General features: G+C 57.6%; 18 protein-coding genes and 1 other RNA gene. 8 read left to right on the top strand and 11 right to left on the bottom strand.

Annotated features, from left to right (window positions below; all coding sequences use genetic code 11):
* Positions 1–32: 32 nt before the first annotated feature.
* The 9 genes from R6W86_RS08320 to R6W86_RS08280 all read right to left on the bottom strand — a co-directional run bounded on the left by R6W86_RS08320 (position 33) and on the right by R6W86_RS08280 (position 6,174).
* Positions 33–377 carry a hypothetical protein gene (locus R6W86_RS08320; protein ID WP_410328897.1) on the bottom strand — a complete coding sequence of 115 codons (345 nt, stop codon included), beginning with the start codon at positions 375–377 and terminating at the stop codon, positions 33–35.
* Complete coding sequence (locus tag R6W86_RS08315) at positions 377–823, bottom strand: YcgN family cysteine cluster protein (RefSeq protein WP_410328896.1); 447 nt, start codon at positions 821–823, stop codon at positions 377–379. Before R6W86_RS08315 ends, R6W86_RS08320 begins: the two co-directional genes overlap by 1 nt.
* On the bottom strand, positions 820–1,113 hold the full coding sequence (locus R6W86_RS08310) for a YcgL domain-containing protein (protein ID WP_410328895.1): 294 nt from the start codon (positions 1,111–1,113) through the stop codon (positions 820–822). The genes R6W86_RS08315 and R6W86_RS08310 overlap by 4 nt, the downstream gene beginning before the upstream one ends.
* Positions 1,110–2,261 carry a ribonuclease D gene (locus tag R6W86_RS08305; RefSeq protein WP_410328894.1) on the bottom strand — a complete coding sequence of 384 codons (1,152 nt, stop codon included), beginning with the start codon at positions 2,259–2,261 and terminating at the stop codon, positions 1,110–1,112. The genes R6W86_RS08310 and R6W86_RS08305 overlap by 4 nt, the downstream gene beginning before the upstream one ends.
* A gap of 17 nt (positions 2,262–2,278) precedes the next feature.
* On the bottom strand, positions 2,279–2,881 hold the full coding sequence (gene recR / locus R6W86_RS08300) for a recombination mediator RecR (protein ID WP_410328893.1): 603 nt from the start codon (positions 2,879–2,881) through the stop codon (positions 2,279–2,281).
* A 32-nt stretch (positions 2,882–2,913) separates the two neighbouring features.
* Positions 2,914–3,237, bottom strand: coding sequence for a YbaB/EbfC family nucleoid-associated protein (locus R6W86_RS08295; protein WP_410328892.1), 324 nt, complete (start codon positions 3,235–3,237; stop codon positions 2,914–2,916).
* Between the two features lie 3 nt (positions 3,238–3,240).
* Positions 3,241–5,079, bottom strand: coding sequence for a DNA polymerase III subunit gamma/tau (gene dnaX, locus R6W86_RS08290; RefSeq protein WP_410328891.1), 1,839 nt, complete (start codon positions 5,077–5,079; stop codon positions 3,241–3,243).
* A 150-nt stretch (positions 5,080–5,229) separates the two neighbouring features.
* Positions 5,230–5,326: signal recognition particle sRNA small type (ffs, locus tag R6W86_RS08285), an RNA gene on the bottom strand.
* A 98-nt stretch (positions 5,327–5,424) separates the two neighbouring features.
* Positions 5,425–6,174: a 2OG-Fe(II) oxygenase gene (locus R6W86_RS08280; RefSeq protein WP_410328890.1), complete on the bottom strand. Its 750-nt coding sequence runs from the start codon at positions 6,172–6,174 to the stop codon at positions 5,425–5,427.
* A 118-nt stretch (positions 6,175–6,292) separates the two neighbouring features.
* On the opposite strand from R6W86_RS08280, the gene R6W86_RS08275 reads away from it, so the two are divergent.
* From R6W86_RS08275 to R6W86_RS08245, 7 genes are all read left to right on the top strand, one after another.
* Positions 6,293–7,213, top strand: a complete 921-nt coding sequence (locus R6W86_RS08275; protein ID WP_410328889.1) for a D-hexose-6-phosphate mutarotase — start codon at positions 6,293–6,295, stop codon at positions 7,211–7,213.
* 13 nt (positions 7,214–7,226) lie between these two features.
* Positions 7,227–8,042, top strand: coding sequence for a lysophospholipid acyltransferase family protein (locus tag R6W86_RS08270; protein WP_410328888.1), 816 nt, complete (start codon positions 7,227–7,229; stop codon positions 8,040–8,042).
* Positions 8,042–8,989 (top strand): SDR family oxidoreductase, encoded by a 948-nt coding sequence (locus R6W86_RS08265; RefSeq protein WP_410328887.1) that lies wholly within the window; start codon positions 8,042–8,044, stop codon positions 8,987–8,989. Before R6W86_RS08270 ends, R6W86_RS08265 begins: the two co-directional genes overlap by 1 nt.
* A gap of 48 nt (positions 8,990–9,037) precedes the next feature.
* Complete coding sequence (prsK, locus tag R6W86_RS08260; protein ID WP_410328886.1) at positions 9,038–11,173, top strand: XrtA/PEP-CTERM system histidine kinase PrsK; 2,136 nt, start codon at positions 9,038–9,040, stop codon at positions 11,171–11,173.
* Between the two features lie 128 nt (positions 11,174–11,301).
* Positions 11,302–12,681, top strand: a complete 1,380-nt coding sequence (prsR, locus tag R6W86_RS08255) for a PEP-CTERM-box response regulator transcription factor (RefSeq protein ID WP_410328885.1) — start codon at positions 11,302–11,304, stop codon at positions 12,679–12,681.
* Between the two features lie 44 nt (positions 12,682–12,725).
* Positions 12,726–15,407 carry a tetratricopeptide repeat protein gene (locus tag R6W86_RS08250; protein ID WP_410328884.1) on the top strand — a complete coding sequence of 894 codons (2,682 nt, stop codon included), beginning with the start codon at positions 12,726–12,728 and terminating at the stop codon, positions 15,405–15,407.
* Positions 15,408–15,526: 119 nt separating this feature from the next.
* Positions 15,527–17,530, top strand: coding sequence for a PA14 domain-containing protein (locus R6W86_RS08245; protein WP_410328883.1), 2,004 nt, complete (start codon positions 15,527–15,529; stop codon positions 17,528–17,530).
* A 17-nt stretch (positions 17,531–17,547) separates the two neighbouring features.
* Here the strand turns inward: R6W86_RS08245 and xrt are convergent, their stop codons facing one another.
* Complete coding sequence (gene xrt / locus R6W86_RS08240) at positions 17,548–19,095, bottom strand: exosortase (protein WP_410328882.1); 1,548 nt, start codon at positions 19,093–19,095, stop codon at positions 17,548–17,550.
* 11 nt (positions 19,096–19,106) lie between these two features.
* A complete protein-coding gene (locus R6W86_RS08235; RefSeq protein WP_410328881.1) occupies positions 19,107–20,057 on the bottom strand; it encodes a GNAT family N-acetyltransferase in 951 nt (316 codons plus the stop codon).
* 109 nt (positions 20,058–20,166) lie between these two features.
* Between R6W86_RS08235 and R6W86_RS08230 the strand changes: the two genes are divergently transcribed.
* Entirely contained in the window at positions 20,167–24,726 is a 4,560-nt protein-coding gene (locus R6W86_RS08230) for a kelch repeat-containing protein (protein ID WP_410328880.1), read from the top strand.
* Positions 24,727–24,799: the final 73 nt, after the last annotated feature.

Raw genomic sequence — 24,799 nt, 5'->3', positions numbered from 1 at the left:
AGGTTTCTGATCAATAGCGGGCCAGGCAGCGCTCATCGTTTGACGAGGCGATAGCGTACCAGGTCCAGGATCCATACCAGCAACATCACCAGGCCCGCGAGGCCGAAGTTGAACCACGCCATGCTGGCGGTCTCCATGTGGCCGAGGATCAACTCGTACCCCCCATAGAGCCAGGCGGGCATCCACCAGCCTGCCACATCCGGCGACTCGACCGGTGTCAGCAGGAGCACCATTAACGCCGACAACAGCAGGGTGCGAAGCCCATACAGCGGAATGAAGCGGAACAACCGCTTCATCATGTAGAAGAATATTACGAAGGCAATGGCATAAGCGGCCCAAAAAATCCCGTAGGCCAGTTGTGTATCCGCGTCTAACATTACAATACCCAGTGAATGATGTGTTCTTCCCAGTCTTCTTCAGGGACCTGTTCTTCGGAAATCACCCTGTGGCGCACAGAGATGCCGGCCTCGTGTACGGACTCCGGATCCCCACTCCTTAGCGGATGCCAGGCCGCCAGCCCACGGCCCTCGGCAAGCGAGCGATAGGCGCAGGTATAGGGCAGCCAGTAGTAATCCCCGACGGTATCCGGTGTGATCACGGTGCAGCCGGGCACTTTCTGCAAGCGCTCGGAATACACCGTGCACCGGCAGGTGTCCTGATCCATATACTGGCATACAAGATCGGTATGGTAGACCTCGCCGGTGTCCTCATCCTCGAGCTTTGCCAGGCAGCATTTGCCACAGCCATCGCACAGGGATTCCCACTCCTGCGAGGTCATCTCGTCCAGGCGTTTACGTTGCCAGAACGGGATCTGGGCAATCATTGGTCGCGTTGCTCCAGCTTGCGCTTGAACTCGACCACGTAGCCCTCCTGCTCTTCCGGCATCTGCAGGTAGAAGTCCTTTTCTTCGATGGCTTCCAGAACCTGTTTGCCGTTGGCCCTGGCCAGCTTGCGGTCCGGAGTCAGCAGCAAGTCCATGGAATGGATCGGCGCCCCGAAGATGCCGCGAAGGACTTCGGGGAGCTCATCCCAGTTCTGCCCACGGCGCACGAATACGTAGGTGTCCGTCTTTCGGCTGCTTCTGAATACGGAGATAAATTCCCGCTCTTTCATTGCTTCAGTATGTCCTCGATCTGGCTTCGAACCGGGGCAAGCAAGTCCTCGCGCCAGCCCTGGAAAAACGGATTGCCATCCAGCTCTCCATCCTGCATCAACTTCTCAAGACGCTTTCTGGGAGCAACCAGTTCCAACGGAATATCAGCAGCTTCCGCCACCTTCCTGACAGTACGCTTCAACTGTTTGAAACTCGCCTGCTGATCACGACTCAGTGGTGGCGCAATCCGCTCAAACCCGGCATTATCGGCAGCTCGGGCATCCCGGACAAGTTCGAGTATGGTTTCGCCATAACGGCGCACTGCTCCGGATGGTACGCCCTGGATGTCACCCAGCGCACGCATCGACTCCGGCAACCGCTCGGCAACCAGGATCAACAGGGCATCGGCAAACACCCGGTTACGAGGCATGTCACGGCGCTGACATTCCAGTTCCCGCCAACGCACCAATTCCTTCAGAACTGCTTGCTGTTCCGGGTTCAGGGCCCATCCGCCCCGCAATTTCAGATAGTGCTGCTCCGGATTGTCCTGGGCGGCAAGCTCGGAGGCAAACCGCTGGGATTCCTCGAACAGTGCCTCGACCAGGTCGCGCGACTTCAGGGATTCCAGTACCCAACGGTACATGGGCTCGAGAAACCGGATGTCATCCACAGCATAACGCTGCTGCGCGTCGCTCAGGGGACGGGCCAGCCAGTCAGAACGGGTAGCCGATTTATCCAGGGTTTCCCCGAACAGGGTTTCGACCAGGCGGGCATAGCCCAGGGAGAAACCAGCGCCGGCCATGGCCGCTCCAATCTGGAGATCCACCACGCCTGTCAGTTCGATCCCGAGCCAGTGGCGGAACAACTCCAGGTCCTCGCTCATGGCGTACAGGAGCTTGGGGATCTCCGGGTTCGCCAGCACCTCGCGGAACACCACAGAGGCCTCCGCCACGTCCGGATCGACCAGGCAGTACTGATCACCGAGGCCCAGCTGTACCAACCCGGGGATGGGATAGAACGTGTTGACCCGCTCAAACTCGGTATCAAGCGCAAGCGGCTGCTCCGACGATGCCGCCGCCAGCCATTTGTCCAGTTCCTGGGGAGTCTCGATCCAGTGAATGATCTCGGGGGCCGGGGGAGCGGCCACGGCCGGTAAAGAAGATGCCATAGGGAAGCCTGGGTAGCCTATTCGGAGAGTGGTTTACGACCGCGGAAGGCGTGGGTCAGTGTGAAGCCGTCAACATAGCCGAGCTCGCCACCGACCGGGATACCATGGGCCAGACGGGTGATGAGGATGTTCCGGCCATCGAGTCGGTCGGCAATGTAGTGAGCCGTCGCCTCGCCCTCGACGGTGGGGTTGGTGGCGAGAATCAGCTCAGTCACCCCTTCGTCCTGGACGCGTTTGAGCAGGCGTTCGATGCCAATTTCTTCGGGGCCAACACCGTCGATGGGCGACAGATGCCCCATCAGTACAAAGTAACCACCCTTGTAGTCGCCGGCCTGCTCGATGGCCAGCAAATCGGAGGGGCTTTCCACCACGCACAGGGTGCCGTTCTCGCGGGTCGGGTTCTCACAGATCCCGCAGATCTCGGTATCAGCGAAGTTTTGGCAGGAGTCGCAGCGACGCACACCGTCCATCGCCGTGCGCAGGGCCTCGGACAAACGGGCGCCCCCTGACCGGCCGCGCTCCAGAAGATGGAAAGCCATGCGCTGGGCCGTTTTCTGACCAACCCCCGGAAGGCACCGCAGGGACTCGACCAGTTCATCAACCAGTGGACTGAAAGCCATCAACTATCCTCGGAATACAACAGACGATCGGATCAGAACGGCATCTTGAAACCGGGGGGCATGCCCATTCCCGACATCATTCCGGACATCTTTTCTTTCTGGTTGGCCTCGACCCGGCGAACGGCATCGTTCACCGCGGCGGCAAGAAGATCCTCAAGAATCTCTTTCTCTTCGGAAATGAGCGAGGGATCAATCTCAACCCTGCTCACATCGTGGCGGCCGTTCATGGTGACTTTCACCAAGCCCGCTCCGGCCTCGCCAGTCACTTCGGCCTTGGCGATCTCTTCCTGAGCCTTCTTCATCTCTTCCTGCATTTGCTGGGCTTTTTTCATCAGATCGCCCATGTCGTTAAACATGTTCTATCTCCTGCTGGTCTCGATGGGCCGGATACTGTCTTCGACTATCCGTGCCTCGAATCGTTCAACGATGGACTGGACCACCGGATCCTTGCGGATGGCGTCCTCCGCCGCCTGCTGGCGTGCCTGGCGTTGCCGCTCATCATACGCGGCTGGCGTATGCGGCCCGGGTTCGCCCTGCTCTATGCGCAACTCGATGGAGTCGCCAAAGCGGTTTCTCAAGGCAGTGGCGATTTTTTCCTCGTGCCGGGCATTGAGCAGACGGGCATGGCCGTCATCAATAGTGAGTACGATTGTATCGCCGTCCCGAATCATAGCGGTCTGGCTTGCCAGGTTTCCGGGCATGCCAACAATGCCAAGATCCCGGAAATCCCGTTCCCAGACGAAGTCGCCACTCTGTTCTTCGACAACCGGTTGGGGCGCGGGCTCAGGTTCTGGTTGCGGTTTTGTTTCGACTTCCGCTACCGGCTCGGGGCCTGCTTCAGGCGGCTCCGGTGCGTATCCGAAATCGGGCTCCACCTCGGGTGGTTCCTCGGGCAGAGGCGGCTCCTCATAAACAGGTGCCGGCTCTGCCCGAGGAACCGGGTCCGGCTCCGGAGCTGTGGCCGGAGTCACTTCGGGCGCGGGTGTGGCTGCTGCCTGCTCCTGTGGCCCGGGTTCCGATACCTTCGGCGCAGCGGCAGGCCCGGGCTCATCCCGGGTTTCCCCCGCGGCCGAGTCACCACCGGAACCCGCGGTCGGCGGTTCCCGCCGGTCGGTGCCCGGGCGGAACGCCAGCATCCTCAGCAGGGTCATTTCAAAGCCCATGCGGGCATCCGGCGTGATATCCAGGTCCTTTCGGCCCATCAGGGCGGCCTGATAGAACAACTGGGCATCCTCGGCGCTGAGTTTCCGCGCCAGTGCCTGGACCTGGCTGGCATCACCCAGGGCATTATCGGCACTGCCCGGCACCACTTGCTCCATGGTGACCCGATGGAACAGGGACAGCAGGTCCGCCAGGATCACGCTGTAATCCGGGGCGAATTCCGAGATCCGGGCAATTTCCGAGAGCAAACCCGGTCCGTCACGTTCCACCAGGGCGTTAACAATCCGTTCGATATCCCGCTGGTCAATGGTGCCCAGCATGTTGCTGACGTCACTGGCGGCAAGCTTCTGGTTACCAAAGGCAATGGCCTGGTCGGTCAGGCTCAGGGCATCCCGCATACTGCCATCGGCCGCACGGGCCAGCAGCCAGAGTGCCGGTTCCTCGAAGGGAATCCCCTCTTCGGTCAATACGTGCTTGAGATGACCGGCAATGTGCTCCGGGGTCATGCGCTTGAGGTTGAACTGCAGACACCGGGACAGCACCGTTACCGGAAGCTTCTGGGGATCGGTGGTGGCCAGCAGGAACTTCACGTGCTCCGGAGGCTCTTCCAGGGTTTTCAGGAACGCGTTGAAGGACTGGTTGGTAAGCATGTGCACCTCGTCAATGAGGTACACCTTGTAGCGGCCACGGGTCGGCGCGTACTGGACATTATCGGTAAGTTCCCGCATGTCATCGACGCCGGTGCGGGACGCCGCATCGATCTCGATCAGGTCAACAAACCGGCCGTCCTGGATCTCCTGGCAACTGGTGCACTGACCACAAGGATTCGGGGTTACGCCGGTTTCGCAATTGAGGCAGCGGGCCAGCAGACGGCCGATGGTGGTCTTGCCTACACCGCGGGTCCCGGTAAACAGGTAGGCATGGTGCAGACGCTGGTTTTCCAGGGCATGGATCAATGCCTGAAGCACGTGTTCCTGGCCCACCATGTCCTCGAAGGTGCGGGGGCGCCATTTTCGGGCAAGTACCTGGTAGCTCATGTTCCGTCAACTGCTGTGAAAATGCGATTAACCATAGCATGGACCCGCTTTGATAAGAAGCAAAGTTGGCACTCTGTCACCGGGACCGAAGCACAATTACGGGCGAGGAATCAGGGGATTAACACATCGGGAGGGGGAAACTGGGGGTGGCCCCACCAGCAGATCTCCGGCACACAATTCCACCGCTTCGGCTGCTCCCTTCCGGGCCTGACCGGGTTCACGGTTTCATGTTGCGGAGGCACCAATGGGGCCACCATAACGACGTTCCGGGGTTTCCCCGAAAGCGGCGCGCATATTAGCAAATGGACCTGCAGACTACAACGGGAAATCGCGCACCCCGGAAATTCACAGTGGCAAAGGCACTTCATCCTGCCGGAACCAGCAAGCCAGACTGTACCGGATGCGATTTGCCGGCAGCACCTCGTGGGGAATTTCCTCGCTCAGGAACAGGGCCATTCTGCCCGCTTCCGGAACGACCATGCCACAGACTTCGTCCTCGTTATCGCGGTTGAACACCTGTAACGCTCCGCCATCCTCCGGGGCCCAGCCCTCATTCAGATAAAGAACCAGGCTGACCACCCGGGAAGCACGGCCACGGAAGCTGTCCAGATGCCTCTTGTAGAAGTCCCCCGGATGATAGGTGGCATAGTGGGTCTCGAACCGTTTCAGGCCCAGGAAAAGGCGCTGGTTCATACCACAGCGGATGGCATCCAGGAAACGGAAGAGCTCCGCCTGGGGCGGCGTAATCCCCTGCAACCAGGCGATGCGGTCACGGCGCACGGCGCGATCCCGGACCAGGTCCGAGCCACGACCTATGCCGGCCGTTTTCATGGCATCGGTGCGATCGAGAATGGCCACTTCGTCACGCAGCGCCGCAAGCAGAGCAGGTCCCAGCCGGTCACGGACATCCAGGGACATCCAGCCGTGTTCACTCAGGCCGTCCGCCAGCTTATCCAGCCAGTCGTCAGAGACATCTGTAACACGCGCCTGCCCTGCGTCAACGACTGTAATGTCACTGCCGGCAACGACACCCAGTTCAGGGCTTGCAGTCCGCGAGAGGGGGTCTCTGATCGGGGTAACCGTGGGATTGTCCATGGGCGGGTCTCTTCGGGAAATCGGCGCTATTTTAGGCACAATTCTCGCCGGGCGGTCAGTTTTAATTTACTCTGATGATAAGCAGATACACTTAACCGTCACCTAACCCGATACGTCTATGTCAGAAAGCAGTCACAGACCCTCCCGATCCCTTTCTCCGGGCCAGTGGTCCTTCACCCGCTGGAAAACAATCGGCCAACTGGAAGCCCTGGAGGTCCATCACCCACTGTTTCGCGCCACCCTGTTTCTCCAGGGGGCACACCTGACGCAATTCATGCCAAGCGATGAGCCGGACTGGCTCTGGCTCAGCAAGAACGCCCGGTTTGAGCCAGGTCGGGCTATCCGCGGTGGCATCCCGATATGCTGGCCCTGGTTTGGCGATCCCGGAAAGAATCCGCCGGCCGTCCGCAAGCGCATCCATACCAACAGCGCCCACGGCTTTGCCCGCACGGCGTTATGGAAACTCGAAGACGTACGCGAAAACGCCCACGAAGTGGAAATCAGCCTCTCCCTGGACGCCAACGAGGATTTCGCCGACGTCTGGAGCGGCCACGCGCTGGCACTGATCACCTTTCATTTCTCAGTACGCGGCTGCCAGCTGGCGCTGACCACGACCAACCTGGGCGAAGAGGCCCTGGCCTTCAGCCAGGCCCTGCACACCTACCTGCCAACCTCGGACGTGACGCGTTCAAGGGTACTGGGCCTGGGTTACAGTCAGTACATCGACACCCTCTATGACTGGGAGTACAAGAATCAGGAAGGCCCGGTGTATTTCGAGGGGGAAACCGACCGTATCTACGAGAGCGGAGAACCCCTGACCATCGTCACTCCGTCAGGCAGCCGGGAGCTGACCTCTGTGGGCAGTGATTCCACCGTGATCTGGAATCCGGGCCCGGAAAAAGCGGCGCGGCTGTCGGATTTTCCCGATGAGGCCTGGAAGGCCATGCTGTGTGTCGAAACCGCCAATGCAGCCAGTGACTACAGAGTGCTTAATACCGGCCAGAGCCACACCCTGGGTGTGCTGATCGGACGCAAATAACCGGGGAGAACGGATGAGCCTGGCGAGTTACCTGAAATCCAAACTGATAACCGCGGATATCGACGAGCACATCAACCGGATCCGCAAGCCCATCGGCTCGCTGGGGTATGACCCCTGGGGCTACAACAATGAAGTCATCAAATACGGTTTCAGCCTCACCCGACAAATATACGAGAAATATTTTCGGGTGGAGGCCCACGGGGTGGAGAACGTGCCTGCCGAGGGCCCGGTGCTGATCATAGCCAACCACAGCGGCCAGCTCCCGATTGACGGGCTCCTGGTGGGCTATGCCGTGGCCTCCCGCGAACAACAGCCCCGCATTCCCCGGGCCATGATCGAACGGTTCTTTCCCACCGTTCCCTGGCTGGGTAACCTGCTGAACGAATTCGGCGCGGTGCTCGGCGACCCGGTCAACTGCGCCAAGATGCTCGCCAATAACGAAGCCGTCATCGTGTTCCCCGAGGGCATCCGGGGCTCGGGCAAGCTCTACCGGGACCGCTACCAGCTCAAGCGCTTCGGCAACGGTTTCATGCACCTGGCAATGAAATACAAGGCACCGATTGTGCCCGTGGGCGTGGTCGGCTGTGAGGAGACCATCCCGGCCATTGCCAACATCAAGCCACTGGCAAAAGCACTGGGGATTCCCTACGCACCGGTTGCCATGCCAGTGGTGCTGCCCACGAAGGTGCACCTGAATTTTGGCCCGCCCATGTACTTTGATGAGCTGGAAATTCCGGAAGAGCTGGTAACCGAACGGGTCGAGCAGGTGAAAGCGGAAATCAGCCGCCTCATCGACAAGGGATTGAGCGAAAGGAAAAAGCTGTTCTGATGACCAAGCAACGCAGACCCCACATCCTCGTTACCGGCGCTGCCGGCGCCTTGGCCCAGCGGGTCATCAACCAGCTGCGGGATCATTGTGATCTCGTTGCAGTGGATTTCCGGGAACAGGTCTACCTGGGAGACGACATTCCCAGTTACTGCATCGACTTTACCAAGCGCGTATTCGAGGACCTGTTCCGCCGCTATGAATTTGACGGCGTCATCCACCTGGGCCGGATCCAGTCCAGCCAGCTGACCCGGATGCGCCGGTACAACGCCAATGTGCTGGGCACCCAGAAACTGCTGGACCTGAGCCATAAATACGGCATCAAACGGGTTGTGGTGCTCTCCACCTATCACGTCTATGGCGCCGTGGCCTATAACCCGGCTCTGATCGACGAGTCCGCACCACTGAAATCCGCCGGCCTGAGCGCGGACCTGGTGGATTCGGTGGAGCTGGAGAACCTGGCTAACATTTACCTGTGGCGCTATCCGGAGCTGAACATCACCATCCTGCGCCCCTGCAACATTGTCGGCCCCGGGGTGCGCAACACCATGAGCTCCCTGCTGTCCAGCGACAATGCTCCGGTGCTCGCAGGCTTCTCGCCGATGATGCAATTCATCCATATCGAAGACATGGCGGATGCCATCGTCAGGGCCTACAAGAAGCCGGTTCGCGGAGTCTTCAACGTGGCTCCAGAGGACTGGGTGGCCTACCAGCACGCACTAAAACTCTGCGGTTGCCGGCGCATCCCGATTCCGTCTATTCCGCCGGTGGTCCCGAACCTGATTCTGAAAACCCTGAAGCTGAAAAGTTTCCCTTCGTACCTGACCGCCTTTTTCAAGTATCCTGTCGTTATCGACGGCAGAGCGTTTGCCAGGGAGTTCGATTTCAAGCCGAAACGACCCCTGAAGGAAATTTTCCGGTTCTACCGGGAGAACAAGCGACCGGTGTAATTACCGGCCTGCTGTCACGGAGCGAGGCAGCAATGCAGGAAGCAAGGGATGCTAAGTGATCTCAGCCTGATCAGCCACGGAGCAGCAGCCATTGCCTTTGGCCTGCTGACCGTTCTCGTCGCGACCCGCTATCTCAGGCGGGACGTGGACAGGGCGTTGTTTGTCGCCGCCCTGGCGACCACCATCTGGGCCACCGCCCTGGTGTCGCAATCGCTCTGGGGTATGCCGGGATTCATCCCCCGGTATATTATTGAACTACTCCGGGATGGCGCCTGGATTACCCTCCTGTTCGCCCTGCTTCGCAACGCGTCCCGCCAGGGCACCATTCACGGGCAGATGAAGCGGATACTCGGTGCCTCGATCTTCACGCTGATCTTTGCCCTGCTGGCTTTCGGAATCCTCGAATTTACCTTCGGCTGGGAAGTCCTGAACGGCAAGACAAAAGTACTCGGACAGATTGCGCTCTCCCTCATGGGGTTGTCCCTGGTCGAGCAGATCTGGCGCAATTCCCCGAACTTCGGGCGCTCCAGTATCAAGTACATTTGCATCGGCATTGCCACCATCTTCGCCTTCGACTTCTTTATGTACGCCGATGCGCTGCTGTTCGGCCAGATATCGGAATCCTTCTGGAACGCCCGAGGACTGGTCAATGCGTTGCTGGTGCCCCTGTTTGCCGTCAACGTACTGAACACCCGAAAGCAACCGGTGGATTTCCAGCTATCCCGGTCCGCGGTGTTCCATGCCGGCACCCTGGTCCTGGCCGGCGGCTACCTGCTGTTCCTGGCCCTCGGCGGGTATTACGTCAAGATCCTCGGGGGTGACTGGGGCGATGCCCTGAGGGTCCTGTTTTTCACCATCTCCCTGGCCTTCCTCGCCACCCTGTTGGTGTCCCGCCGGATCCGGGCACGGCTGATGGTACGGATCAGCCAGAATTTCTTCGACTACAAGTACGACTATAGGGAAGAATGGCTGAAGATGACCCGGGAAATGGCCAATCTCGGTGATGATCCTCCACTGCCGATCCGCGTCATTCACATCCTTTCCGGGCTGGTGGAAAGCAATGCGGGAGCCATCTGGCTCCGTGACGAACACGGGGCCTACACGCTCAAAGGCTCGGTCAACATGGCCATGCCCAGATACACGATGATCGACGCGGATTCCGATCTGGTTCGCCTGTTCGGGCAACGGGAATGGATTGTCGACCTTCACGAGTACCGGAATGACCCAGTCAGCTATGACCTGCTGGAAATACCCGATGCCATTGCCCAGAGCCCGGACGCGTGGCTGGTGATCCCCCTGTACCTGGACAACGACCTCTATGGCATCGCTATGGTGGGCCATCCCTTCACCCGGCTGGAACTGAACTGGGAAAACTTTGACCTGATCAAGGTGGTAGCGCGGCAATCCTGTAACCTGCTGGCACAGGCGGACGCGCAACATCGGCTGTCCCAGGCCATGCAGTTCGAAGCGGTTAGCAAGGCGTCTTCCTTCATGGTTCACGACCTGAAAACCGTGATTGCCCAGCTCTCGCTCCTCGTCAAAAACGCACCCAAGCACAAGCATAATCCCGCGTTCATTGATGACATGATCAACACCACCGAACACGCGGTGCGAAAAATGTCGAACCTGGTGGACCATATCCGCAAACCCGACAGCGTAGAGGACCCACAATTACAGGACATCGACCTGGCCGAACTTGCCCGCAGCCTAGTCAACCATCACAGCCATCAGCGCCCCGTTCCAAGGCTGACAGGAACCCTGCCAAGTGCGAGGATCCGTGCGGATTACGAGCAACTGCGCAGTGTCCTGGGCCACCTGATCCAGAACGCCCAAGATGCCACAGCACCGGACGGGGAGATCACCCTGAACCTGAAGATAGCCCGGGGCAATGTTGTGCTGTTTATCCAGGACAGCGGCAATGGTATGAGCGAGGAGTTCATCAACACATCCCTGTTCAAGCCATTCGAGAGCACCAAGGGCCTCACCGGGATGGGGATTGGGGCCTATCAGGCCAGGGAGTACATCAAGCAGCTCGGTGGGAATATTGATGTTACCAGTGAGCCTGGGGTTGGCTCGTGTTTTTCCGTTCGAATTCCATTAGCCAGGGAAAAAGATGGTGCCGCGCCACCAGAGAAGGAGTTGCCAGAATTCAACACCGAAAACCCTGCACGGAACGTCAATTAAATGACGGTTTTAAAAATGAATGCACACAGCGATTGCAAAGTGTCAATGTTCGGTTAAGAATCAGGTGTAAGGACACTGCGAAACACTCCGTTTCGGCAAATTTTAGCGAGCATGACAAGGAACGTGTTGTGGTTGTAGTCAAACGACTCCTGATCGTAGAGGATGACCCGGGCCTGCAAAGCCAGATGCGCTGGTGTTTCAGCGATGATTTGGAAGTTGCAGTCGCCTCGGACCGCGAATCAGCCCTCACAGCGCTTCGGCGACTCGAACCGGAAGTCGTTACTCTGGACCTGGGCCTGCCGCCTGACCCTGGTGGAGCCACGGAAGGGTTTCATCTGCTGGAGGAAATCCTCCGCCTTTCGCCTCTGACCAAGATCATCGTCGTGACCGGCCGGGAAGACAAGGAGAACGCTGTCCGGGCTATCGGCATGGGCGCTTCGGACTTTTACCAGAAGCCACTGGATGCCGACATTCTTGCTTTTGTGGTGAATCGGGCGTTCCGTTTGGCGGAACTCGAACGGGAGAACCGCGACCTTTCCAAACACAAGAACGGAACCAGCATAAAAGGCATTGTCGCCGCCAGCCCGCAGATGACGACTATCTGCCGGACCCTTGAAAAAATTGCCCCCACCGATGTCACTACCCTGATCACCGGCGAGACCGGCACCGGCAAGGAGCTTCTTGCCCGTGGACTCCATGATCTCAGCCATAGAGCAGAAAAGCCCTTTGCCGCGATCAACTGCGCAGCCATCCCCGAGAACCTGCTGGAAAGCGAGTTGTTCGGCTTCGAGAAAGGCTCCTTCACCGGCGCAACCCAGAGCAAGAAAGGCAAGATCGAGAGTGCCAACGGCGGCACCCTGTTCCTGGACGAGATTGGTGACATGCCGATGGCGTTGCAGGCCAAACTGCTCCGGTTCCTTCAGGAGCGGGTAATCGACCGGGTCGGATCGGTCAAGCCCATCCCGGTGGATGTACGTGTGGTGTGTGCCACCCATCGTGATGTTCGCCAGCTGATTGGAAGCGGGGATTTCCGGGAAGACCTCTATTACCGCATCAGTGAGATCACTCTCGATATTCCTCCACTGCGGGAGCGAGACGGGGATTCACTGGTTATCGCCCAATCCCTCCTGAAATCCCTGGGCAAACAAATGGAGCGGCCAAACCTGACCTTCACCGAGGATGCCGTCAACGCCATCACCGGCTATTCCTGGCCCGGCAACGTGCGGGAGATGATAAACAAGGTCAAGCGGGCAACGATCATGGCCGATGGCAAACGGGTAACCACGGCGGATCTTGACCTGCCCGCTGAGCAAACCCCTTCGGATACTCAGCTGAACCTTCGGCAGGTTCGGGAAAACGCCGAGCGGCGGGCAATCACCCAGGCCCTCAGATCCTGCAATTTCAACATGGCTCAGGCCTCACGCCTGCTCGGAATCACGCGTCCGACGCTGTATAACCTGACCGACAAATACAAGATCGAGACATCCGAGTTCGCTGGCAATGCCTGAACCACATCAAGAATAAAATTCGGAACACGCGAAGGAATTCAGACATGAAAGTAGCAGAGGTTTTGCGGGTAACGTTGCTCTCCACCGCAATCATTCTGGGCATTACGGGCTGTGGCAGCGACACGGAGATGACCCAGGAAGAGCTGCAATACATAAGTCACCTTGACCAGGCACGCTTCTTCCAGAAACAGGGGGAGCTCAAGGCCAGCACACTCGAGGCGCGAAGCGCCATTGAGCTTCAGCCGCAGAGGTCCGAGCCCTATCTGTTGATTATCAACAACCTGCTTATCGCAGGCGATGCAGCCAACGCTGAGCGCCAGTTGGATGAATTTCTGGAGCTCATTCCCGAACAGTCGCTGAACAACACCGAACGCAACCGCGCCCACCTCATCCGGGCAGAAGCCCTCTTAATGAAGGGCAAACCCGAGCAGGCACTTGCCACATTGGAGCTGCTCGACTCGCCGGGTAACGAAGAGCAGCTTGAGGCCAACCTGCTGCGGGGCCGCATCCTGATTGATTCCGGGCAACTCGAGAAGGCCGGTGAGGTTTACCGGCAGGCCCGTGAAGCCAATAGCAACGCCATAATGCCCGTTATTGGCCTGGCCCGGGTTGCCTGGTTGTCCGGCGATTTGGACCGGGCAAGCGAAATGCTGGATACCGCCAGCAAGATCGACGAGAGCCACCCGGAACTCTGGCTGCTGAAAGCCAGGATAGCGGATGCCAACGAACAGTGGGGCGAGGCGGAAACCGCCTATATCCGCGCTCTGGAGAACATCGGCCAGTACGACGTAATGACCTACCGAAAATACGAAACCATCTCCTCTCTTATCAATGTTCTCCGGGCGCAGGGCAAGGCCCGGGAAGCCTTCGTTTACGAGGAAATTCTTGCCAAATCGGCACCGGGAACCATCAGGGCCAACCTGACGGCGGCGCAGGCAGCTCTGGAAGAGAATGATCTGGATTCCGCTGCGGGCTATCTCGAAGAGATCCTGGCGCAGGCACCGGAACACCAGCAAAGTGCCCTGTTACTGGGTTTGATTCGCCTTAGACAGGGGCGCGTGGAAGAAGCCGAGACCCTGCTGGCACCCATCGCAGAACTGGGCGAACTGGATGCGGCAAGTAAACTGCTCGCAGCCACCCGTCTGAGCCTGAACGACATCCAGGGTGCCAGAGAAGCGATTGCCGACCTGGAAGGGGAAGAGAGCGATCCATCCGTGATGGCACTGATGGGAATCACTGCCCTCGCCAGCGGAGATACGGAGTCTGGAGAGCGGATTATCGAATCCGCTCTCAGCCAGAAACCTGACTATCACGCCCTCAGACTGCGCTACGTCCGCTACCTCGTTCAGGCAGGCCGGACTGAGGACGCCCTGGAGCAAATCCGGATGCTCACCGACGTCCCTGAGCTCCGGGACGATGCCTGGCAACTGATGGTGCAGGCCTACGCATCCAACGGTCAACTCGACCAGGCTGTCGGCGCAGCGGAGCAATGGATCAAACAGCAGCCGGAAAACAGCCGCGCCCTGCTGATTCGCGGGGAACTGGCGTTACAAAACGAAGAGCCCGACACAGCAGAGCGCTATTTCGAACAGGCCCGGGAGGCTGCCCCCGGTACTGCCGCCCCCCTCGTAGCACTGGCCCGGCTAGCCCTTTTCCGGGAAGACCGGGACGGTGCTATTGGCCTGTACCGGGACGCCTTGTCGATCGAACCTGACACTACCAATGCGATAAGAGGCCTCTCGGAACTGCTCACACCGGAAGAGCTCGCAGCTTATATGGAAGACCTTCTCGGACAGCATTCGGACGCCATCGCACCGGGAATGGTGCTGCTTGAGCAGGCCCTGATGGCCGAAAACCGTTCAAGGGCAGACGAACTGACGGCCAAGCTGATAGAACGCACTGCCGAGAACCAGCCTGCCGAAGCGGAACCCCTGGTGGCAAAGCTCTACTACGACACAGCCGCCCGGAAGATGGCAGAAGGCGACACAGCCGAAGCTCAACAATTGCTGGATCGCGGCCGGGCACTGTTCCCGAACCACCTGGACATAGCCGTTGCCTCCGCCAGCCTCGCTTTCCGACAGGGGCGGCCGGAACAGGCGCGCAAGATCGTCGAGGAGACCCGTCTGGCCCACCCCGAGTCCGACCGCCCGTTGGTTGTGGAAGCGGAATATCTTGCCAATCAGGGTAATCACACGGCCGCAGCCCGCATGTATCAGCTTGCGCTGGAAAAACAGAGCCACGTGATAACCGAACTGGCCCACGCCAGGGAACTGAACCAGGCGGGCGATCCGGAAGCTGCCATCACTGCCCTTGAGCAGGCCATGGAAACCTGGCCCAACGATCCACGCCTGCCCCTGACTCTTGCCCTTTTCGCCCAGAATCAGGCACAGCCAGACAAGGCGAAACAGGCGTACAGGAGGGCCCTTGAGCTGGACAGCAACAACATTCTGGCCCTGAACAATCTGGCCTGGCTTTACTTCGAATCGGATCATCCGGATGCACTGCCGCTGGCCGAACGTGCCTATAAACTTGCACCACAATCCGGCTCAGTCGCGGATACCTATGGCTGGATCCTGTTCAACAAGGGATTCCACGAGGATAGCCTCCCGATTCTCGAAAAGGCCTATGAGCTCGAACCGGGAGAACAGATTGCCTTGCACCTGGCCGAAGCCTACAAGGCCACAGGCCAACAAGAAAAGGCGGATGCCCTGCTGGAGAAGCTGTAAGCAGTTGGCGATATAAGCTTCAGGCACAAAGAGCGAAATGTTCCAAGCCCACGCTGGCGTGTAAACCCGTGGGCACCATACTTAACAGACTGTTTCATTAACCAGGAAGGTGGATGACTATGTCTGTGAGCAAGGTTCTTGGGCTGGGATGCACCATTCTGCTCGTGACGGGCTGCCAGAGCTGGCAATACCGTGGCATAGAGTCTCTTCCTCCTACTGCTGCGGTTCCGGAGACCAGTGAGCCCGGCCAGGTTGAAGTCAGGTATTATGACAACCTCGTCGGGACCGACATAGAGACGATGACGTCGTCTCCCAAATTTCCGGATAATCCGGACGAGGTCGCGGTGCTGACCAGTCTGGAGGATCCGGAAAACCGAGCTGAGGACTATGGATCTTACGTCAGGGGGTTCATCAGTCCTCCCTCGTCCGGGCAATATCGATTCTTCCTGAGCGCAAATGACAAAGCCGAATTCTGGCTCAGCACTTCGGAATCTCCGGATGACGCTACCCTGAACGCATTGGTTCCCGGCTGGACCAGCGTCAACCAATTCACCAAATACTCCTCACAAACATCCAGCTATGTCACTCTGGAATCTGGCCAGAGGTATTATTTTGAGGTTCTGCAGAAAGAAGGTTTGGGTAGTGACCACTTCGCTGTTGCCTGGGAAGGGCCGGGGATTTCGCAGCAAATAATTGGCAGCGACTACATATACAGCTGGGCACAACCGACGATGGATACAGGTCAGACTAGCCAGGAAGCCTATAATTTTGGCTATCGTGTTGGATTCGTGGACGGCTCTGAGGGACTTGCATTCAATCCATCTTTCCCTCCCCTGGATCAGGACCAGGATGGGCTATATGACAACTGGGAAATCGTGCATGGCCTCGATCCGAATGATCCTTCTGACGCCACCAGCGACCCGGACCAGGATTTACTGTCCGCGGCGGACGAATTCCTGATTGGCACAGCCGAGGGGAACCCGGATTCCGATAACGATGGGATTCCCGATGGCGTGGAGTATGCCTATGGGCTGGACCCACTGGATCCGGCTGATGCCTCCGAGGACCTCGACAATGATGGCTACACCAACCTGGAAGAATACGTTGCCGGAACAGAGCTGAATGATCCGGGTGACAGCCCTGCCCCGGAACCGGAGCCCGACACAACGCCAGAGACTGATGAAATCGCATACGTAACCGGTTTTACAGGGCAATATTTTTCCGGCACCAATTTAGAACGCTTACTCGCAGTACAAGTCGATGAAACCGTCGATTTCAACTGGGGCAACGGCGCTCCGATACCGGAAAGCCCCGCTGACAACTTCTCCGTCCGCTGGAGCGGTATCTTTACGGCACCTCACTCCAGTGGAACCAATGAGTATGAATTCTCAGTGCGCACCAATGACGGTGTCCGCCTCTATGCGAACGGGGAACTCGTAATTAACGACTGGTCGTCCCATGCTCCCACTACCTTTACCTATAACCGGTCACTGAACGCTGGCGAGGAGCTGAGACTTACCATCGAGTACTATGAGGGCACAGGCACGGCCGTTGCGCAGTATAGTGTTCGAAATCTCAGTACCAATTCCAACGTCGACACCGCCAGTACTATCATCTCGCCAGATATGACCCAAATGGCTTCCCTGGATTCCGACAACGATGGCATCCCGGACACCTGGGAGCTGCAGTATGGCCTGAATGCCTGGGTACCTGATGCCGACGGCGTGAACAACGATTCGGGTATCAGCAATATCGAGGCTTACGAAAGCGGGCTCGACCCGTACACGCTAACGAGTGTTTCGGGCGATTCATCACAAACCACGGCTCCGGAAACAAGTGAGCCCGCGCCATCGGAAACCGGGGGCACTGTCACACTGACCTGGACGCCTCCTTCAACCCGAATGGACGGTAGTTCGATTGCTCTCTCCGAGATTGACTACTACGTCATCAACTATGGCCAGGAGGTTACCAACCTGGATCAGAGCATCAACGTTGGTGGTAGCGAGGACAACTACACGTTCAGTAACCTGACCTCAGGACTGTGGTACTTCACCATTCGGGTGGTGGATACCAACGGACTGAGCAGTGCACCCTCTGAACCGGTTTCCGCTGAGGTCCCGTAATTGAAGCCTCTGTTGTGTCAGTTGGTCCCGGCCGTCCCGAACCGTTCATCCAGACGGTTCTCGACCCGCTCGCGGACCAGGGGGGCCAGCCGCTCCAGGCTGGCCTTTCCGTCACAGGCGTCGCACCGGACGCCAATCACGAGCAGTGATGCGTCAGACCGGTTATTGAAGATCCCGGGTAACTGAGCAAGTTTGGCTCTCAGCTCATCGTCCTGCCAGAAACTTTCCACGTAATAGCCATAGGCAAGATAGACTCTGGATTCGCTTTGCCTGTACTTAAGTGCAAGTCCACTCAACGTTGTGCCACTCCCGGCCGGAACAGTGAAGGTCTGCTGGGGAAGCAGGAGATCGGCATCATAAAGGCGATTCGCATACTGGACGACTTCGCTACCGGGGCGTTGCTGGTTATAGGTGAAGAGACCGACATAGTATTCAGGCTGGGCTTGTCCAGGCTGCAATTCGTCCCGCTCAACAAAAACCCCGGTCGATTCCAGGTCCGGCTGCTGAGTGACCGGCTGCCACCCCCCGAGTGAACCGCTAAACAGGGGTAACCATTGTTCCGACGGAAGAAGTTCAAAGCCATGCCGATCAGAGCCCGTATAATCTGCTTCTGCAGTTGAGGATTCGACCGCCCATGCAAGGGTTACAAACGCCAAAGCGGGAATCAGTGAAAACCAGGCTTTCATACCCCCATTGTTCCCGGGAAGAACCGTTCCGGCCGGGCTTGCGGGCCTCTGCTCTTGCCTGTGTTCCAGATACCTTGCCAGCACAAACAACGGGACGAGTGTTCCTGCAAAGACCCACCAGCCGAAATAGTCATGCTCCCAGATCAGCGAGGAAGTCATGTTGGATTCATAACCAACATAGATAATCACAAACACCCGGATCCAGTTCGCAACCATGGCCAGCAACGCCCCTGCAACCAGGAGAATCACCCGTTCTGTCAGGCGCTGATAGCTGAGTTCTGCGTAAATGGTGGAAATCGTCAGGCCAACCAGGAGATAACGCAGCCCGGAACAACCATGAGCGATCTCAAAGGCCCCCACCCCCGGAAAGTAGACAAACACGCCTTCAACGGTGAAATCGATGCCGAGTGCCGACAACAGTAGTTGATTCACCGCGACGGTAATCAGTTGCAAAGGCCAGGACAGGTAATCCCACACCGGAATAGCGAAGATCAGCAAGCCAACGGGCAGGAAGAACGCGGACGCCTGTCTCCAGCCCCAAATCAACAACAGCAAACTGAGGAACAACGGAACCATCGCTATCTGCTGGAAAGCCTCGACAAACAGGACACTGCCAGCCAGGTAGACGGCGGCTGCCAGGGCAAGAGGAAACAACCAGGCCGGATAAAACCCATTGACCGGGCGAACAATCCGCCATTTACGCACCGAGAGCACCACGCAAACGACCAGAACAAGAAAGCCGTGGGAATAGGATTCATCGAACTTCTGCCAGCGGCTGAACAGCACCTGGAGAGCTGGCCAGACAGCAATCCCGACTCCGGCCAGGAGAACGACCGGCAATAGCCATGGGGAATGCCTTTGGAGTGTGGAACGATCCATGTCCGGATTCTCTACCTCGAGTCCTTGATACGATATAGCAGTTTGAAAAGCCGGCTGCGCACCAGCATCAGCGATACCAGGGGTGTTCGATCGGTTGCGAGTTTCGCCTTATAGTCTTCATTTTTTCCTCCGCCCGCCAGCAGATCAAAAGCTTCAACGTCGCCGTTGTCGAACGACGCTTCGATACTGTACCCAAGATGCAGGGTACCCAAGGCCAGCTTTTTATGGAAATTCTCCACAAACCCGGCCTGCAGGTTATATGCCACATTTCTATACAGAACATTGTAGAGCACAGAAACCGGTCTGCCCGAAACGCAAATCACCGACAGTTCCGGCCTGCCGCCCTCATGAACAATATTCTTCAGAAACTCCTGATGAAATGACAGACTGGTCTCGTTGAAACAGGGCTGATCCCAGCGGTCACGATGGAAATCATTCAACAATTCAAAAAATGAGACAGGTTTGTCGGGCCACCAGTTCCCGATGGTCACACCGCCAACCTGCTCCAGGACCGAACGACGGTTGTACAGCCTTAAACGTGTACCACTGCCAAGCCTCGCCAGGTAGTCGCTGAAAAGGCCATTCGTCTCAATAGAGTAGGCAACATCTCCGCCAACTCGCCGAACCAGGCACTGGCGTTCTTCAGCCAAATCTAAAAGAGCGCGGACCGCCGGTGAGTCCTCTGGCATGTCAGCGAGCACCGCTTCACTCCAATCCACGGAAAATATTGCAGCGGGAGTAGCAGTGGGAAGGCTGTTGTACTCAGTGCGGGGCGTGGATAGCCGGCGATAGTTCGTGCCGATGAACTGCAGGCAGCTTATGGGCAAAACGCCCTTGTACTTGTAGCGGTGCAGGTAGAGCCCCGAGCAACCCCGGCCTTCACTCACGAGTTCGAAACCCGGGGTCACTCCCCAGTGCTTCCACCAGGCATCCTGCCAGGCTCTGGTCAGAAAGAGATTCATGTTTGCGTCGTCCTTGAGTAAAGCGCTGACATAGCCTGTCAATAAACCTTACAAGCCACCGCTGAACGCGGATTACGGTTGAGCATATCACATTGTATTAAGTCCTGAAGTGCTTGACTGGCAGGAAAGATGCTCCCGTCCCAAGGGAAAAAAGGAATTACAAAAAGTCTTGAGGGAGGCACCAGGCATGCGTGATATCCGGCTTCGTTATACCCTGCGTTTCATTCTGGCAGCGTGTTTTTTTCTGGCTGCATTCGCCGTTCAGGCAGCACCGAATTTGTTGGTGAGCACATCTGCGGAGCGGACCGCTCCCATTGCGCTCAGCGGCGCCCAACTCAATGATCTGGTGTACATTTTTGTGGCACCGGAAACCGGGATAAAGCAAGTTGATTTTTACCTGGATAATCCGCCTCCAGCGTCCCCACGAGTGACGGAGAGGCTGAAGCCATTTGACTTCAACAGGACAGCGGCCGACCTCACGGCACTCCCGTTCGATACCAACTCCATTCCAGACGGTCAACACAGCGTTTATGCGCGGACCACGTACACCGATGGCACCAGCGAATTACTGTCAGCAACTTTTACAGTCAACAACTCGGCGCCAGCCTTCTCCTTCAGCCAGACGAATCTGGATTTCGCGCTGGAGGCGGGCAGCGGTTCAGAAACATTACAGGTGGGTCTGTCCTCATCAACATCGGGTGGTGAGACGTTCTTTATCTCGGATAATGCCAATTGGCTAACCGTTCAACCCACCACCGGCACTGTACCCAAAACCCTTACCATCACCGCAAACCCGGACGGATTGAGCGCCGGCCAGTATACAGCGACGGTAGAGGCTACCGGTACCGGCATTGCTACAGCTTACCTGACGGTCGACCTGACAGTGGTACAACCCTCAACCAGTGCTTATTCGCTGATGATCAGCACCTCGCCTGACCGCTCCGGTGCTTCCGGGCTTAACGGCTTGACTGTCGCAGGGGATATCTATGTCTTCGTGCCTCAGCAAAGTGGCATGTCTCAGGTCAGGTTTTACATCGACAACCCTCAGAAATCAGGCTCCCCCAACCAGACTGAAAATCTGCCTCCCTACGACATGGCGGGCACAGCACCAGACGACTCAGCCTATCCTTATGACACCTTGGTGCTCAGTGAAGGCAGCCATACGGTCACAGCGGTAGTGAGCGAAAGTGACGGTAGCATTCACGAAGTGACTGAGTTCTTCACTGTCGCCAACGATAGGGCGGCACTTTCCTTCAGTAATGCCAGCCTTTCCGGATCCCGACATGTGGATAATCCGGACCCCATTACGACAAGTGTCAGTCTGACCGCGAGCGATAACTCCTCCGCCAGTTTCTCAATTTCATCGAGCGCTGGCTGGTTGTCTGCCACGGGCAATTCCGCTACGACTCCGGCAACGATTACTGTTACTGCGGATCCGGCCGGGCTCGCCGCGGGCACCTACACCGGAAAGCTCACAGCCAGTGCCTCCGGGTACACTGCGGGAGAGCTCACCTATGCGCTGACTGTTACCTCAGGCTCTCAGGGCATTCTGACCAACCCGACCTCGCTGGTATTCAACGGTCAGCCTGACTCTCCAATATCCAGCCAGACTCTGAGCGTGAGTCACAGCGCCAATGAGAATCAGGATTTTACTGTGAGTACTAATATGCCCTGGCTGGCTGTCTCCCCCACCAGCGGGACCACACCTGAGAATCTCAATGTACAGGTCGACAGCTCAGGCCATACGACCGGTAGCTTCGACGCTACGATCACACTCACACCGAGCAGTGGATCAGCGATCAATGTTCCGGTAACCATGATCCTGTCAAGTGATGACAAGTGCGCACCGGTACCATGCAGCGACGTGCGCATTGATCTGCCCTATCAGCTCACCTTCACCGAAGGTCAGGGTTACTACCCGGATTCCAATGGCTGGGGAACCGGGTTTACATGGCTCGATGAACCGGCCAGTGGGTCCGGGTATATACCGGGCAACCTCGAAATGAGCTTTTTCGAAGGTGTTTTGAAGTACACCACTACCTCCGGCATTTCGTTCAGAAATATAAACAGCCAGGCCAATGCCCTCGGAGTAGGTTTCGCAGCACCGAACCAGATCACACAGATTTCCACTGAAATCCTGAATGTTCCGACCGGGAGCGGCAATTACGAACAAGCCGGACTCTGGTTCGGAAACAATCAGGACAATTATGTGAAATTGGTGGTCATATCGACTCCCCAGGGACTCAAGATCCACTACCTTCTGGAGCTCGCAGGAAGCCTCGCGACAGAAAAGAACATCACCGTAGCTGGTCTTGCTGGAGCAGACGTCACACTCTCGATGATTGTAAATCCCTACAACCGGACTGTGGATCTGACCTACAAGGTCGAAGGTGGAACCACCAAGCAGGCAGGAACCGTGTCGCCCCCGGACGAATTCTTCAGCTTCGATGCCGCAGGAATAGATCCGGAGATTGGTACCCGCAGCTTCACTGGTATTTTTGCAACTCACCGTAACGGTTCGAGCCCGATAACCTACCTGTTCGATGAGTTCACCATGGAAGCCGGAGGAGGCCCCCTTTCGCCCGAATCCGCAGTGGAATTCCTGCGCAAGGATTACAATATCGATTACCCCACCTCCATGGTATGGGGTCCCGATGACCGGCTTTACGTAACGGAACTGTTCGGTACCATCCGTGCCCTGACCTTTGATGCCGACATGAATGTAGTGGGCGATCAGGTTATTGAATCCCTGATTAACAGTGTAGGGCCACGCCTCACCCTGGGTATCACCGTGTCACCGGGTGCAACAGCCGGAAACATGGATCTCTGGGTAGCTCACTCAAGCCCTTCCGTTGATAACGGAGAAGTTAACTCCGGCATGGTCACCCGCCTCAGCGGCACAAACTTTGCGAACGTGGAACACCGAATCACCGGCCTTCCCCGCGCAATCGCGAACCATTCCATCAACTCCATCCATTTTGGCGACGACAACCGTTTGTACATTGCGGTCGGGGGCAACACTGGTGCAGGCGCGCCGAACAGCTCGGCGTCCGAATTCGGAGACCGGGCCGAGCAGCCACTCAGCGCAGCTATCGTAGTAGCCGATGTCTTCGCCGCATCGTTCGATGGCACTTGTGCGAATACCGCGAACATGTACGGCCCGCCTCCCTGTGACGTGGTGCCTTACGCCACTGGTTTGAGAAACAGCTACGACTTTGTGTTTCACTCCAACGGCAAGATGTACGCCACAGACAACGGCCTTGGTGTTACCGGCACCTATCCGCCAAAACCCGAGCCAGTCTGTACCGGGCTCGCAAATACCGCCAGTTACCTGAATGGCGGACATAACCCCGGCGCACAACCAGACCTGTTACTGCTGATTCAGGAAGGCAAATATTACGGCCACCCCAACCCGTACCGTGACGAGTGTGTGTTCAAAGATGGCAGCTACCAGAATGTCGCTCCGTTGCCCAATTATGAACCAGCCCTCTTCGATCTGGGCGACCATAAATCCTCCAACGCTATTATCGAGTACAGCGGCCCTCAAGGATGTGTTGGCGACTACCTTAACGGACAACTGTTGATCACCAACTATTCCATTGGTGATGACATTTTCCGGGTACGCCTTAATGAAACCGGCGATGGCGTCATCGAAGGGGAGCCCCTGGTGACTGGCTTCAATGATCCGTTGCCAATGACCAGTCGCCCCGACGGCACCATTTTCGTAGGTCAGTTCGGCGGCGGCAAGCTAACATCGCTCAGCCCGGTAAGCCTGGGATGCTGGCTTACCCTGGCGCCCAGCCCGATCAGCATACTTGACGCCAGTGGCGCTTCGATCAACGACAGGATGTACATGGTCGGCGGTAAGAATGCCAGCGGTCACCTGACCACTCTCTTTATCTATGACGCGAACTCGGATAGCTGGAGCCAGGGCGCTGACCTGCCTGGCCCGGGGGTTGAAAATCCGGCTGTCGTCGCACATAACGGGCTGATCTATGTGTTTGGCGGCTCCACCGCGCCCTTCTCAGGAGCGGTCAGCAATGCGGCAGTCTATAACCCGGCGAGCAACAGTTGGCAGACCCTGCCGGCAATGCCGACCGCCCGCGGCGGCGCAACCGCACAGGCCGTGAACGGACTGATCTACGTGGCAGGCGGCATGGACAATAACGGCGTATCCCTGCCCACAGTCGAAGTCTTCAATCCGGGCAACGGGACCTGGCAGAGTGCAGCGGGCCTGCAAACCCGCCGCGACAACCCTGGCTCAGCGGTGTTGAATGGCGAGCTGTATGTATTTGGTGGACGGGTGCGCAATTCTGACGGTTCTGCCCCGGAGCCGGCACTCTCTTCTGTCGAGAAGTACAGCACGTCCAGCAATACCTGGCAGTACATGACTCCAATGCCAACGGGCAGGCGGGCCATGAGTGTTGGAACGGCTAACGGCAAAGTTCAGGTCATGGGTGGCGAAGCTAATCCCAATAGTATTTCCGGGGTCTTCGAGCAAAACGAAGAGTACGACCCCGCCAGCAACAGTTGGCGCAGCCTGACCAAAGTGCCTACACCCAAACATGGCGCTGCAACAGCAACGATCAGCAATAAAGTCCACATCGTTGGCGGAGGCGTTCAGACAGGGAACTCCTACACCAGCAGTCATGAGGCCTTGCAGTTCTGACCGGCACAGCTGTTTGAAAAGCCGCAATCAGGGGCTGACGAAGGTCAGCCCCTTTTCTTTGGAACTTTACACG

Source organism: Marinobacter sp. (genome assembly GCF_046484525.1).
In the GTDB taxonomy this organism is placed as follows: Bacteria; Pseudomonadota; Gammaproteobacteria; order Pseudomonadales; family Oleiphilaceae; genus Marinobacter.
The sequence above is the reverse complement of the archived record's forward strand: the minus strand, read 5'-3'. Positions and strand labels throughout refer to the sequence as shown.